Below are 12699 nucleotides of genomic sequence, written 5' to 3' on the forward strand. Positions count from 1 at the left end.
CGGCGCTGGCCCCGGCTCCGGAATGACGGGGCCCCTGATCTCGGACGACCCCGACAACGTCCCCGGCATCCGTCCGGTGCGCCACACCATCGAGGTCACCCCGCCGTGGCTCGCCCCGGTGCTCGGCGACGGCGAGGATCCCGGGTTGGCGGCGTTGCGGAGGGCGGCGTCGACCGTCGACAAGCCGCTGGACAACCCCGACGAATCCGCGGTGCTGGTGCTGCTCGGCGGCAATGCGTCGTCGCGGGAGCGGCCCGACGATGCACTGGTCGTGCTCACCCACCGCGCGGCGACGCTGCGGCGCCATGCCGGCCAGATGTCGTTTCCCGGCGGCCGGCGCGACCCCGGCGACCGCGACGCCGTGCACACCGCGCTGCGCGAAGCCGAAGAAGAGACCGGGCTGCGGCCCGACGCGGTGACGCCGCTGAAGGTGCTCGACCCCATCGACATCAGCCGCACCGGATTCGCCGTCCACCCCGTGCTCGCCTACTGGCACGAGCCCCACGACCTGCACGCCGTCGACCCCGCCGAAACCGATGCGGTGCTGCCGGTGCGCATCTCTGACCTCGTCGACCCCGCCAACCGCATCCGCGTCGGCTGGGACACGTGGACCGGCCCGGCGTTCCGCGTCGGCGACTTCGTCGTGTGGGGATTCACCGGCGGCGTCCTCGACCACCTGCTGGAAGGCGCCGGGTGGGCCGAGCCGTGGGATGATGGCACGGTGCTCGACCTGCGCGAAACCCTCGCGAGGTCGGCGAACCGGGAAACACTCGGAACGGACGGGGCGAGGCGATGATGGCGGCGATCGACGGCGGGCTGGTGCTCGACGTCCTGCTCATGCTCATCGTCCTCGGCGCGATGGCGCTGGGCTGGCGGCAGGGCGCGTTGGCGTCGGCGCTGGCCATCATCGGCGTCATCGCCGGCGGCATCGTCGGGCTCGAGCTCGCGCCGCCGGCCATGGACCTCGTAGAGGGCCGCGCCGCGAGGCTGATCATCGGTGTCGCGGTGCTCATCGGGCTCGTCGTCATCGGCCACACCGTCGGCGCGGTCGCCGGGCAATCGCTGCGCAACCGCATGCGCTCGCCCATGGCCGTCGGCCTGGACTCCGGCTTCGGCGCCGTCGTGCAGGCCGTGGCCACGCTCATCGTCGCGTGGATGGTGGCGCTGCCGCTGGCCACGGTGCTGCCCGGCAACATCGGCGACACCATCCGCGGCTCGACGGTGCTGGCCACCGTCGACGACGTCGCCCCCGAATCGCTGGCGGGGCTGCCGTCGTCGATCGTCCGGCGCATCGACGACTCCGGCGTGCCCGCCGCCATCGCCCCCTTCGAGCCGCGGCCCGTCCACGACGACACCCCGGCTGACCCCGCGGTCATCGACCAGGCCGTCGTCGACCGCATCCGGCCATCCATCGTCCGCGTCCTCGGCGAGGCGCCCCAGTGCCGCCGGCTGCTGCAGGGCACCGGGTTCGTGGTGGCGCCCGACCTGGTGGTCACCAATGCGCACGTCGTCGCCGGCGTGGACACCGTCCGACTGGAAACCGTCGCCGGCATGGCCGACGCCCGCGTGGTGCACTTCGATCCGCTCGACGACATCGCCATCCTGCGTTCCTGGGACCTGCCGCTCGATCCGCTGCCGTGGGCCCCGGCGGAGGGCTCCCCGGGCGACGGCGCCGTCGTGCTCGGTTTCCCCGAGTCCGGCCCGTTCACTGCGACGGCCGCGCGGGTGGAGGAAAAGCTGCTCATCCGCGGCCCCGACATCTACGCCGCCAGCCGCCACGACCGCGAGGCGTACATCCTGCGTTCCGACGTCCGCCACGGCAATTCCGGCGGCCCCCTGATCACCCCGCAGGGCGAGGCCCTCGGCGTGGTCTTCGGCGCCGGCGTCAACGACGACGACACCGGCTACGCCCTCACCGCCGCCGAAACACAGCTGCACATCGATGCGGCGCGCGAGCTCATGGAGGCCGTGGACACCCGCGAATGCGTGGCGCAGTAGGGCCGAGCAGGGCTCAGAGGCTCCGCGGCCGGGCCGCAGGGAGAGTGCGAGGCCGCAGGGCTCAGATGAGTTCCGGGTGCTCCCGGTGCACGGCCTCGACGACGATCTCCGCGACCTCGTCCGGGGCCTCCAGCGCCGGGTAGTGGCCGATGCCCGGCAGCGTCACCGCCCCCGCGGTGTGCGAGGCGTCGACGATGCGCCCGTCGCCGGTGCGTGATCCGTCGGCAGCGCCCGCGTCGGCAGTGCCCACGTCGACCAGGGGATCGCCCGCCCCGACCACGATCCACGACGGGGGCATCGGCGCCCGCGACAGCACCCGCATCCAGCGCCTCCACGACGGACCCGTCGGCGCCGCCAGCCACTCGAGATGCTGCAGCGCCGGCGACAGGGCCCCCGCCAACAGGGACCGCTCCATCAGCCGCGCCGACTCGATGCCATCCGGCGTGTCCGCGAAACCCGGGCCGGCCAGCTTCATCGCATCGGTAACGACGCCCGACGCGGACCGCCGCCCCCCTCGCAAACGGCCGACCGCCCGTGCGTATTTGCCCAGCGTCCACGACGCCCGAAACGGTGGGGAAAACGGGCGGCGGAGGACTTCTCGTCGCCAAGCAACCGGATGCGGCATGCCGCACGACACCACGCCCGCCACCAACTTCGGCGCGCGCGCCGCCAACGTCCACGCCACCAGCGCGCCGTACCCCTGGCCGACGACGATGGCCCGCGAATGGCCCAGCGCGCGAATCAGCCCGGCGGCATCATCGGCCGCCGCATTCGGGCGATACCCCGACGGCGTGCGATCCGACGTCCCGTACCCGCGCAGCGACACCGCCACCGCGTGAACCGGAAGATCCGTGAGCAACGGCAGCACCCGCCGCCAATCGAACCACCCGCCCGTGGCCGAATGGATGAAGAGGACCAGCGGCGACGACGACGCCCCGCACTCGGCGACGTGGAGCCGCTGGCCGCGGACGTGGACCAGGCGATGGGTCCACGGGCCGTCCAGCAGCACCTCGTCCGGGTGCGGGGCGGGGGCGTCTGCGCCGCCCGGAGATTCGGTGTTCACCGCGTCAGTCCTCGTCGTTCCGTGCCTGTGCCGTAGTCCGTGCCGTGAATGCGCGGAACCGGGGCGGCGCTGGTGCGCCCGCCCCGGTTCCCGTGCAATGTCCTAGGTGTAAAGACCGTCGGACGTGGAGTGCGACGGGTTGGTGCGCGACTGGCCCGACGACGGGATGACCGTCTTCAGATCCTGCACCGACTGGATGGTCTTCTGCGGCGCGCCGACCTTCTTCACCTTCTGCAGGCCCAGGAAGCCCGCGATGCCCGCGATGACCAGCATCACGACGAAGACGATGAGGAACGCAGCCCAGCGCGGCAGCCACACGGCGAGGAGCTCGGCCAGGAAGAAGAACAGGAAGAACGAGGAGTACAGGGCCACGACGCCCGCCACCGCGAAGAAACCGGCGCCGACGCCGGCCTTCTTCGCCTCACCGGCGAGCTCCGCCTTGGCCAGCTCGACCTCGGAGCGGACCAGCGACGACACCTGCGCCGACGCCGACTGCACCAGCGTGCCGATGCTCGCCTCGCCCGGCGCGTGGGTGTCCACGTCGCTCAGCGGCACGGCGGTCACGCGCGGCGACACGGCCGTGCTGCCGTCCGTGAAAAGGCCCTTCTTGTTGTCGCTGCTCACGTGCGTCCTCCTGCGTAAATCGATGCGGTTTTTCGGTGGGTCGATGCTGGTGGAATCCCGGCCGGCGGCCCGATGGGGCACTGTCCGGAAAACCCGTCCCGCCATTGACAACGGCGCAACTCTCCCGGCAATAGTACCCATTGTGGATGCATTCGCGCGGCCCGGTCGCGAATTTCACCGTGATTCACCCCGAACCGCGCCGCCGATTCGCGGGCTTTGGTCCGCGGCGCCGGGCCCCGCCCCTAGTCTGGTGGGCATGACCGCAGGAACCTCCCGCCCCGACCCGCTCGCGCCCCTCATGGAATTGGAGGGCGTCGCCGAGGCCACCCAACGCGCCGCCGACGCGGTCTCCGCCGTCCACCGCCACCGTGCGAACCTGCGCAAATGGACGGTCACCGGTGCGGAGTCGGTGCTGCGCGGCGCCCGCGCGTCGGCGTGGCTGGAGGGCGGCGAGCCCGCGATGCCGTCCGAGGGCGACGTCACCGACCCGACCCTGGCCGCCGCCCTGCGCGCCGCCGACCCCATCGCCCCGGAGGCGATCGAGGAGACCGTCCGCGTGTGGCGCCGCGCGCCGATCCAGGTCCTGGCCCGGCTGGCGCTGATCGCGTCGCCGACGGGCCCGGAGCTTTCCGACGCCCCCACCGACGCCCGCTCCTCCGAAGCCGGCCGCCCCGTCGGCGACGACACGCTGTCGGCGGCCATGAAGGAGCAGCGCCTGCACTTGCTGGGCGACCTCGTCTCCGGCGGCACGTCGGTGCCGGACCCGGTGCTGTCCGCGGTCGTCCACGGCGAGCTTTTGACCATGCGCCCCTTCGCGGACAACAACGGCATCGTGGCCCGTGCGGCTTCTCGCTTGACGACGATCGCCGGCGGTTCCGATCCCCGCGGCCTCGGCGTGCCGGAGGTGTACTGGACCAGGCACCGCGACGAATACCGCGCCGCCGCCGACGCCTTCGCCACGGGCGCCCCGGAGGGCGTGCGCCGCTGGATCCTGCTGCACCTGGCCGGGCTCGAGGCCGGAGCCGTCGAGGCCCGCGGCATCGCCGAAGCGGTGTAGGGCGGCGCCGGGACGCAGCGCACCAGGGAAGCGGTGTGGCACGGCGCTGCCCGGCGAGGGCGGCGCCGGGACGGCGTGGCTAGGTGTCGTCCCCGTGGCGTCGTGAAGCAATGATGCCCGCCACCACCGCAGCCGCACCCACCGCCGCCGCGGCGATGCCCGTCACCCGCGGGCCCGTGCGGCGGAACAGGGGCTCGGGATTGCGGAAAATGCGGATCGGCCAGCCGCGCTCGTCCGCGATCTTGCGCAGCGGCTTGTCGGGATTGACCGCGACGGGATGCCCGACGACGGAGAGCATCGGCTCATCCGTGCCCGAATCCGAATACGCGTAGCAGCGCGACAGGTCGTACCCGCGATCGGCGGCGATGCGGCGCAGCTCGGCGGCCTTGTTGCCGCCGCGGCAGAAGAAGGGGACCTCGCCGGTGTAGACGCCGTCGACGACCTCCAGCCGCGTGGCCACGCACTCGCGCACGCCCAACTCCGCGGCGATCGGCTCGACCAGCTCGGCAGCCGACGCCGAGACGATGAACACGTCGTGGCCCAGCGCCCGGTGATGCCGGATCAGCTCGATGGCCTCCTTGTACACGTACGGCGAAATCACCTGGTGCAGAGACTCCTCGGCGATGCGGCGGACGTGATCGGCGCGCCAGCCCGTCACCATCGCGGAGAGCTGGTCGCGGGCGGCCTCCATCTGATCGTGGTCGTGGCCGCCCGAGATGTACATCGCCTGGCCCAGCGCCATCTGCATCATCCCCGACGCCGTGAGCAGGCCGGATTCCATGAACTGGCGGCCGAAGGCGTAGGCCGAGCTGCGGGCGATGATGGTCTTGTCCAAGTCGAAGAAGGCGGCCACCGTCGCCGTCGCGCGGGGCGCGGCCGTGTGGCGGGGATCTTCGACGGTCACGGTCCCGAGCATAGCGACGTGACGGAAACGCCGTGAGCGTCCGTCGCCGCGGCGCTGGCTCCATGGCTGGTGCGCCCGGCGATTCGGCCCGGAAAGCGGTGCGGCGAAACCAATTTCGCTTCGGGTTGGCAGCCTTCTGGTGTTGTGTCATACTTGTCTCGGCTGGCCCCGACATACAGTGTGGCCGCCCCCGGCTCACCCCCCCCGAAGCCGGGTTAGACGCCCCGCGCCATCCCCCCCCCCGGCGCGGGGCGTCGCTATGTCCGGGGTGGGGTGGGCGCCGGCGGGTCCGGTTTTCCAACACGTTCTGGCCCTTAACCCCATTCAGTCCCTTAACTCGTCCCTGAACCCCGATTCGCGTCGCAGCCCTCGAGAGAGTCCCCGAGAATCCGCGAGAATTCGGGGAAAGCCGTTGGTCGTGCCCCATCAATTCAATCTCCTGCCATTCGCGACGCGTCCGGGCGGCACGAAAGCTCTGATCTTGAAGAAATAGGGGTCCCACAGTTCAATCTCGTGCCGTTCGTGTCCCGTCCGACGGAGACGAAAACTCTGATCTTGAATAGGTTCCTCTCACGATTCCCCTTCGGGGCTGTCCGGCTCGCTTGGCGACGATCACCGCATCCCTGACCAGCGAAAACATTAAAGCGGCGCTGTGTGGTCCTCAGCGTTATTGGCCGGTGCCGGAGTGCGTGCGGCGGAGGCCAACGCGGCTGCGGGCCGTCAGGCGTCGCGGCTACTCCGGAGGAGAACAAGAGGGAGAGAGGGGGAGGAAGTGAAGGTGGGAGGGGAAGGGTGAATCCGGGTGGCTGGGGGAGCTCGGGGAGGTTGTCCACAGGGGCCGATTCATCCACAATCCGGGTCCTTTTCGGGGCCTCCCGCAGCGCCCGATTCGCACGGCGTCGGCATTGTGCGGGGCATGGACGAGCAGACGGCCGGACCCGCGGGCCCCGACGACGTGATCATCTCCATCGAGGACCCGGAACTCGAGCAGGAGGCCGCCACCGTCGTCGCGGCGACGGGGCGGCGCGCGGTGCGGATGTCGTCGCCGGACCCGTCGGGCGCGGCATGGCGGCGGTGCGCGGCCGTGCTCATCGACGAGGGGCGGGCGACGCAGCTCACCGGTGATGCGGACGCTACCGGCGGCACGGGCGGAAGTGCCGCCGCCGGTGGAGGCGCTGGCGGCGGCGCCCGCGCCCGCGGGGGCCTGTACCTGCTGCATTTGGATGATTCCGACCCGCCGCTCCGGCTCTCCGACGCGCTCGGCTGCGGTGATCCGGTGCCGCTGCCGTCGTGGGGCGCGGAGCTGGTCGGGTGGATCGGCCGCCCCGGGCGCGCTCGCTCCGGCCGCGTCATCGCGTGCGTGCCGGCGGCCGGTGGCGCGGGCGCGTCGACGGCCGCCGCGGCGCTGGCGATGTCGGCGGCCCGGGCCGCGGACACGGTGCTCGTCGACGCCGACGAATTCTCCGGTGGCGCCGACCTGCTCCTCGGCGCGGAGGCCGAACCCGGCGTGCGATGGCCGGACGTGCGCGCCGAAGCCGGGGCGCTCGACGCAGAAGCCCTGTTCGGCGCGGTACCCAGGGCCCGCATCCGGGGCGCCCTCGCCAGAGGAGGCGCGGGTCTGCGCCACGATGGCGAGGGCCCCGGCATTCTCACCGGCCCCCGCTCCCGCGCCGACGACGGCTGGTCGATCACCCCGCGCGCCGTCTCCGCCGTCGTCGACGCGATCGTCGGCGCCGGCGGCACGGCGGTCGTCGACCTGCCCGGCACGGGCCCCATCGCCGACGTCGTCGCGCCCCGCGCCGATGCGCTGGCCGTCATCGTCCCCGCCACCGTGCGCGGGTTGGCGGCGGCCGCGCGCCGGGCCGCGGCGCTGCGGAGCATGGGCGGCGATCCGGTGGCCGTCGTGCGCTGGCCCGCCCCGGGCGGGGTGACGCTCGACGACGTCTGCTTTGCGACGGGACTCGACGTCATCGCCGAATTGCCCCACATCCGTTCGGTGCCGCGGGAAGTCGAGGTCGAAGGGCTGGGGCGCAGCGTCGTCAAGCTCATGCGCGCCCTGGAACCGGTGCTGGACCTCGCCGACGGCGATGGCCGGGCGGGGCGGCGGCCGTGACGGGCGCGATGATCGACGCGGGGCTGCTCGACCGTGTGCGGCGGCGGCTGGTGGAGTCGTCGGCCGGCGTCGGCGCGGACGAGATCGCGCGGGCGGTGCGGGAGGAAACCGGCGGCGTCGTCGGCGATGCGCAGCTGCTGGCGCTGCTGCGGACGCTGCGCGGGGAGCTGGTCGGGGCGGGGCCGCTGGATCGCCTGCTGCGGATGCCGGGTGTGACGGACGTGCTGGTCACGGCGCCGGACGAGGTGTGGATCGACCGGGGTGCCGGGCCTGAGCCGGCGGGCGTGGCCTTCCGCGACGACGCCGAGGTGCGCCGCCTGGCCGTGCGGTTGGCATCCGCGTGCGGGCGGCGGCTCGATGACGCGCAGCCCTTCGTCGACGGCCACCTGCCGGGTGGCGCGGGCGATGCCGGGGTGCGCGTCCACGCGATGCTCTCGCCGCCGGCCGATCGCGCCACGCTGATCAGCTTGCGCGTGCTGCGGCGGGCGGCGATGGGCTTGGGCGATCTCGTCGCGTCGGGGTCGGTGGCCGAGCCCGCGGCCGAGATGATGCGGCAGGTGGTTGCTTCACGACGTGCCTTCGTGGTCGTCGGAGGAACCGGCACCGGCAAGACGACGCTGTTGTCGGCGCTGTTGGGCGAGGTGCCGGCGCGGGAGCGGATCCTGTGCGTGGAGGACACCCCGGAGCTGCACCCGGAGCATCCGCACGTGGTGAAGCTGGTGGCGCGGCCGCCCAACATCGAGGGCGCCGGCGAGATCACGCAGAGGGAGCTGCTGCGCCAGGCGCTGCGCATGCGGCCCGACCGGATCATCGTCGGCGAGATCCGAGGGGCGGAGGTCGTCGATCTGCTCGCCGCGCTCAACACGGGCCACGACGGCGGGGCGGGCACCGTGCACGCGAATACCGCCGATGACGTGCCCGCCAGGTTCGAGGCGCTCGGGGCGCTCGGCGGGCTGGGGCGCGATGCGCTGCACGCCCAGCTGGCGCCGGCGCTGCGGGTGGTGCTCGCCGTGGAACGGGTGGCGGGTGCGCGGAGGTTGGCGCAGGTCGGGGTGCTCGACGGCAATCCGGTGCGGGTGCGTCCGGCGTGGCACTGGCGCGATGGCGAGGGTGAGGCGATGGGCCTGTTCCGCCGCCTGACATCGGGAGCCGATGGGGGCGCGTCATGACCACGGTGACGTCGGCGACCATCGCGCCGCTGCTGCTGGCCGCCGCGCTGTGGGGGTGGCCGTCGCCGCAGGCGCGGGATCGGGTGCCCGAGCTCGGTGCGGGCGGCGGTGGTTCGGGAGACGGCGGCGGTGTCGCACGGTTGCCCGGATGGGCGTGGTTTCTCGCCGCAGCGCCCTTGCTGTTGGCGGGGCCGCACGTGGCGCTGGCGGCGGTGATGGTGGCGCGGACGGTGATGTCGCTGGTCGGGGGAGCGCGGCGGCGCCGGGAACTCGATGCTGGAACGGCGTCGGCGGCGCGGGCGGCGGACGTGCTCGCCGCGGATCTGCGGGCCGGGGCGACGCCCGTGGCAGCGTTGACCGCGGCGGCCGACGAATCCGGGCCACCGCTGTCGGCGGCGCTGGGGGAAGCCGCGTCGCGGGCGCGGCTCGGCGGATCGGTCGCCGGATCGCTGGACCGGGCAGTCGACGAGGCGCCGGCGATGACGGAGCTGCGCCGCCTGGCCCGGGCGTGGCGGGTGGCGGAAACGCACGGGCTGCGGCTGGCCGACGTCATCGACCACGGCCGCGGCGACATCGCGGCGCGCCGGGCGCACAGATCGCGCACGTCGGCGGCGCTGGCGGGGCCGCGGGTGACCATGGTGATCCTCATGGCCCTGCCCCTCTTCGGAGTCGCCATGGGCCAGGCGCTCGGGGCGGGGCCGGTGCAGTTTCTGCTGGGCGGTGGACTCGGCGGCGTCGTGCTCATCGTTGGCGTGGGCTTGACCTGCGCGGGAGCGCTGTGGGGCAACCGGATCCTGGCGACGGCGGAGGGCACGGCATGACTTTGGCCATGTTCATCCTCGCCGCCGTCGCGCTGATCCCCACCGGAGTGCGCGCCTCCGAGAGATGGCCGGAGCTCGGCCGCGGCGGAGGTGACTCCGATTCCCGCGCCACTGCTGGTCGGGGAGGCGAATCCCCAGAGATCGGCCCTCGTCTGCCCGCGTTCATCCGCAGCCGCGTCGGTGGCGGTTCGCGGACGCCGGACCCGATGCGCCTCCTCGATGCCGCGTCCGCGCTGGATCTACTCGCCGCGTGCTTGGCCGCCGGCATGCCGCCGGGGGAGGCGGCGTCGGCGACGGCATCGGCGGCCTCACCTCGGTTGTCGGGTCCGCTTCACGACGTCTCTCTGCGCCTGTCCCTCGGCGTCTCCTCCCCATGGGCGGTGCTCGACGAGGTGCCGGAGATGGCCGATCTCGTCGCGCTGGCCAGGCGGTCCGGTGATTCGGGGGCCGCGATGTCGGCGGGAGTGGCGGAGCTGGCGGTGGCGCGCCGGGCGGCGGCGGGCGATGGGGCGGAGGCGACCGCCGAACGTGCCGGGGTGCTCATCGCCGGGCCGCTGGCGCTGTGCTTCCTGCCGGCGTTCGTGGTGCTCGGGCTCATCCCGACGATCGCGGGGCTGGCCGAGTCGATGCTCGGATCGCTGGCGGTGGGGCCGTCATGACTTGGCAGGGGCATCGCAACGGGCAGAGCAACGGCCGGGCGCCGGTGCGGGCGCGTGGCCCGCCGGATCGGTGAAGTTCTCCGTCAATCCAACGCAGTTCTGGCCAATCCAATCCAGTTCGACCAGCACCAATCCAGTCCAATCCAGACCAATCCAGTTCGACCCGATCCTTCAGGAGGAACCATGTCCCACGTCGATCCCGACATCTGGCTCGAGAGCCCCTTCGGCGGCACCGCCGCCACGGCCAAGACGACCGCCGCCACGACCACTGCCACCGTCACCGAACCCATCACCAACCCCGACACCTACCCCGCCGCTGGCGCCGCCACCGCTTCCGTCCCGGCCTCTGGCGCGGTGGCGGGGAGGGAGTCGGGGGAGAGCCCCGTCGCAAAGCTCTTCCGTGTCCTGCGCGAGCGGGCGCTCGGCGTGGCCGTCGATGACCGCGGCATGAGCACCGTGGAATACGCGCTGGGCACGGTCGCGGCGGCGGCGTTCGGCGCGCTGCTGTACACCGTGGTCACGGGCGGCCAGATCACCGAAGCGCTGACCGACATCATCGAGCGGGCGCTGAACACCCAGTGATCCGCCGGGTGCGCCGCCTGCTCGCCCGCGATGACGGGCAGGCGACGGTGGAGACCGCCTTCGCGCTGTCGACGCTCATCGCGGTGCTCATGGTGGCGCTCGGCGCGATCGCTGTGGTGGCCACGCATCTGGCGGTCACCGACGCCGCCGGGCACATCGCTCGTGCCGAGGCCCGCGGTGATGAGGCGGCGGCGCAGTCCGCGCGCCGGGTGATCTCGGGTGCACACGTCAACGTGGCGGCGCGTGCGGACGTCGTCGAGGTGACCGTGACCAAACGCCTCCCGCTTTACAACGTCACCGGCCGCGCGACCGCCCTCCTCGAGCAATGAGGCGGGGAACGAAGCGGGGAATCACGCGGGGAAACTGTCGCCGGATGCTCGGCGATGAGCGCGGTTCGACGACGGTGACCGGGGCGTTCATCACCGCCCTGGTGCTGGCGCTGACGATGGCGGCGGTCCAGGCCGGCGCGGGGCTGGTGGAGCAGCGCCGGGCCGGCGTCGCCGCGGATTTGGCGGCGGTGGCCGGTGCCGTCGACGCGCAGCGCGGAGGCACGGGCTGCGACGCCGCCGCCGAGGTCGCCGCGGCCAACGGAGCCGCGCTGTCGGATTGCGTCCGCGTTGGCGAAGACGTGCAGGTCACGGTCTCGCGCGGGAAACGCACGGCCGTGGCCAGGGCGGGGCCGGCGGAGGAAGCGCCGGGATGACGTGGCGAGCAGGGTGAAGAGGCCGGCCCGAGGGAAGTGCTGAGCCGGAAGGAGCTGAGCCGGAAGGAGGTGAGTCGGAAGGAGGTGAGCAGAAGGGAGGTGGTGCGCTACTCGACCGCGGCGATCGGCAGGTCGTGGTCGTGGGCCCAGCGCAGGACGGTGGCGCGCTTGCGGCCGCGGAGGTAGTTCGCCAGGGTGTCGCGGTCGGTGGCGCCGGTGAGGTCCTCCAGGCGCAAATGGAAGTGCGGCTCCAGTGCGGCGACGGCGACCCAGCCGTCCTCGACCTCGTAGAGGCCGTAGGTGGGCACGGCGCCGCCGAGCAGGCCGCCCTCGGAAGTCAGGCCGTGGCGGTGGCCGGCGGCACCGGCGTCGGCGGCCTGGCGCAGGCCGATGCGGGCGAGACCGCCGTGGCCCGTGTTCCCGCGGCGCACCAGCAGCGCCAGCGCCGCAGACACCGCCCGCTCCGCGCCGAGCAGATCGCCGAGCAGCACCCGCGGCATCATCGGCGGCGTCAGCGTGCCCGCGGCGGCCTGGTACGTCAGGTCGTGGCCGGGGTGCTCCGGATCCTCGGAATCCCCGACCAACTCGACGTGGCACAGATGCTGGTGCTCGTCGACGGCATCGGCGATGCCCATGCGCGCCAATGCCGAGGGGCGGACGGAGGTGATGAGGATGTCGGCACCGTCGATAAGCTCGTTGATCCGCGCACGCCCCGCACTCGCCTTGGCGTCGACGCGCTCGACCGTCGCGGACCCGGACAGCTCGCGGTACCAGGACCCGCACCACGTCTCCAGCGGATCGCCCGTGGGCGGCTCGACCTTGATCACGTCCGCGCCGAGCATCGCCAAACGCGCCGCGGCCCACGGGCCGGGGACGTTGATGGCGAGGTTGAGGACCGTGAGGCCCTTCAACGCGTTGGAGGGGATCTGGTCGGCGTCGATCATGGTTCGGAATCCTAATGGCGACACCGTTCGCCCGCCGCACGGGACCGCCCGGAAGTCAACCC

General features: G+C 72.9%; 14 protein-coding genes. 10 read left to right on the plus strand and 4 right to left on the minus strand.

The window, feature by feature from the left end; translation table 11 throughout:
- Positions 1-22 precede the first annotated feature (22 nt).
- Positions 23-796: an NUDIX hydrolase gene (locus ACFWGD_RS06755; RefSeq protein WP_377777840.1), complete on the plus strand. Its 774-nt coding sequence runs from the start codon at positions 23-25 to the stop codon at positions 794-796.
- The gene (locus ACFWGD_RS06760; protein ID WP_377777841.1) at positions 796-1998 is read left to right on the plus strand and encodes a MarP family serine protease; all 1203 of its coding nucleotides are present in this window, start codon (positions 796-798) and stop codon (positions 1996-1998) included. The genes ACFWGD_RS06755 and ACFWGD_RS06760 overlap by 1 nt, the downstream gene beginning before the upstream one ends.
- 61 nt (positions 1999-2059) lie before the next feature.
- On the opposite strand, the gene ACFWGD_RS06765 is transcribed toward ACFWGD_RS06760, so the two are convergent.
- Together ACFWGD_RS06765 and ACFWGD_RS06770 are read right to left on the minus strand one after the other, a co-directional pair.
- Complete coding sequence (locus ACFWGD_RS06765) at positions 2060-3061, minus strand: alpha/beta fold hydrolase (protein WP_377777842.1); 1002 nt, start codon at positions 3059-3061, stop codon at positions 2060-2062.
- Between the two features lie 102 nt (positions 3062-3163).
- The gene (locus ACFWGD_RS06770) at positions 3164-3685 is read right to left on the minus strand and encodes a phage holin family protein (protein WP_377777843.1); all 522 of its coding nucleotides are present in this window, start codon (positions 3683-3685) and stop codon (positions 3164-3166) included.
- Between the two features lie 256 nt (positions 3686-3941).
- On the opposite strand from ACFWGD_RS06770, the gene ACFWGD_RS06775 reads away from it, so the two are divergent.
- The gene (locus ACFWGD_RS06775; protein ID WP_377777844.1) at positions 3942-4742 is read left to right on the plus strand and encodes a hypothetical protein; all 801 of its coding nucleotides are present in this window, start codon (positions 3942-3944) and stop codon (positions 4740-4742) included.
- 79 nt (positions 4743-4821) lie between these two features.
- Here the strand turns inward: ACFWGD_RS06775 and ACFWGD_RS06780 are convergent, their stop codons facing one another.
- Entirely contained in the window at positions 4822-5646 is an 825-nt protein-coding gene (locus ACFWGD_RS06780) for an HAD family hydrolase (protein ID WP_377777845.1), read from the minus strand.
- Between the two features lie 916 nt (positions 5647-6562).
- On the opposite strand from ACFWGD_RS06780, the gene ACFWGD_RS06785 reads away from it, so the two are divergent.
- The 7 genes from ACFWGD_RS06785 (at position 6563) to ACFWGD_RS06815 (ending at position 11693) form a co-directional block, all read left to right on the plus strand.
- Complete coding sequence (locus tag ACFWGD_RS06785) at positions 6563-7759, plus strand: hypothetical protein (protein WP_377777846.1); 1197 nt, start codon at positions 6563-6565, stop codon at positions 7757-7759.
- An 8-nt stretch (positions 7760-7767) separates the two neighbouring features.
- Positions 7768-8928 (plus strand): TadA family conjugal transfer-associated ATPase, encoded by a 1161-nt coding sequence (locus tag ACFWGD_RS06790; protein ID WP_377777987.1) that lies wholly within the window; start codon positions 7768-7770, stop codon positions 8926-8928.
- The gene (locus ACFWGD_RS06795; RefSeq protein WP_377777847.1) at positions 8925-9749 is read left to right on the plus strand and encodes a type II secretion system F family protein; all 825 of its coding nucleotides are present in this window, start codon (positions 8925-8927) and stop codon (positions 9747-9749) included. The genes ACFWGD_RS06790 and ACFWGD_RS06795 overlap by 4 nt, the downstream gene beginning before the upstream one ends.
- On the plus strand, positions 9746-10408 hold the full coding sequence (locus ACFWGD_RS06800; RefSeq protein WP_377777848.1) for a type II secretion system F family protein: 663 nt from the start codon (positions 9746-9748) through the stop codon (positions 10406-10408). Before ACFWGD_RS06795 ends, ACFWGD_RS06800 begins: the two co-directional genes overlap by 4 nt.
- 405 nt (positions 10409-10813) lie before the next feature.
- Entirely contained in the window at positions 10814-10990 is a 177-nt protein-coding gene (locus tag ACFWGD_RS06805; protein ID WP_377777988.1) for a DUF4244 domain-containing protein, read from the plus strand.
- Entirely contained in the window at positions 10987-11319 is a 333-nt protein-coding gene (locus tag ACFWGD_RS06810; RefSeq protein WP_377777850.1) for a TadE family type IV pilus minor pilin, read from the plus strand. The genes ACFWGD_RS06805 and ACFWGD_RS06810 overlap by 4 nt, the downstream gene beginning before the upstream one ends.
- Before the next feature lie 44 nt (positions 11320-11363).
- Positions 11364-11693 (plus strand): Rv3654c family TadE-like protein, encoded by a 330-nt coding sequence (locus tag ACFWGD_RS06815; protein WP_377777851.1) that lies wholly within the window; start codon positions 11364-11366, stop codon positions 11691-11693.
- A gap of 107 nt (positions 11694-11800) precedes the next feature.
- On the opposite strand, the gene ACFWGD_RS06820 is transcribed toward ACFWGD_RS06815, so the two are convergent.
- On the minus strand, positions 11801-12637 hold the full coding sequence (locus ACFWGD_RS06820; protein WP_377777852.1) for a CoA transferase: 837 nt from the start codon (positions 12635-12637) through the stop codon (positions 11801-11803).
- Positions 12638-12699 lie beyond the last annotated feature (62 nt).

This window comes from Corynebacterium sp. NPDC060344, assembly GCF_042725215.1.
In the GTDB taxonomy this organism is placed as follows: Bacteria; Actinomycetota; Actinomycetes; order Mycobacteriales; family Mycobacteriaceae; genus Corynebacterium.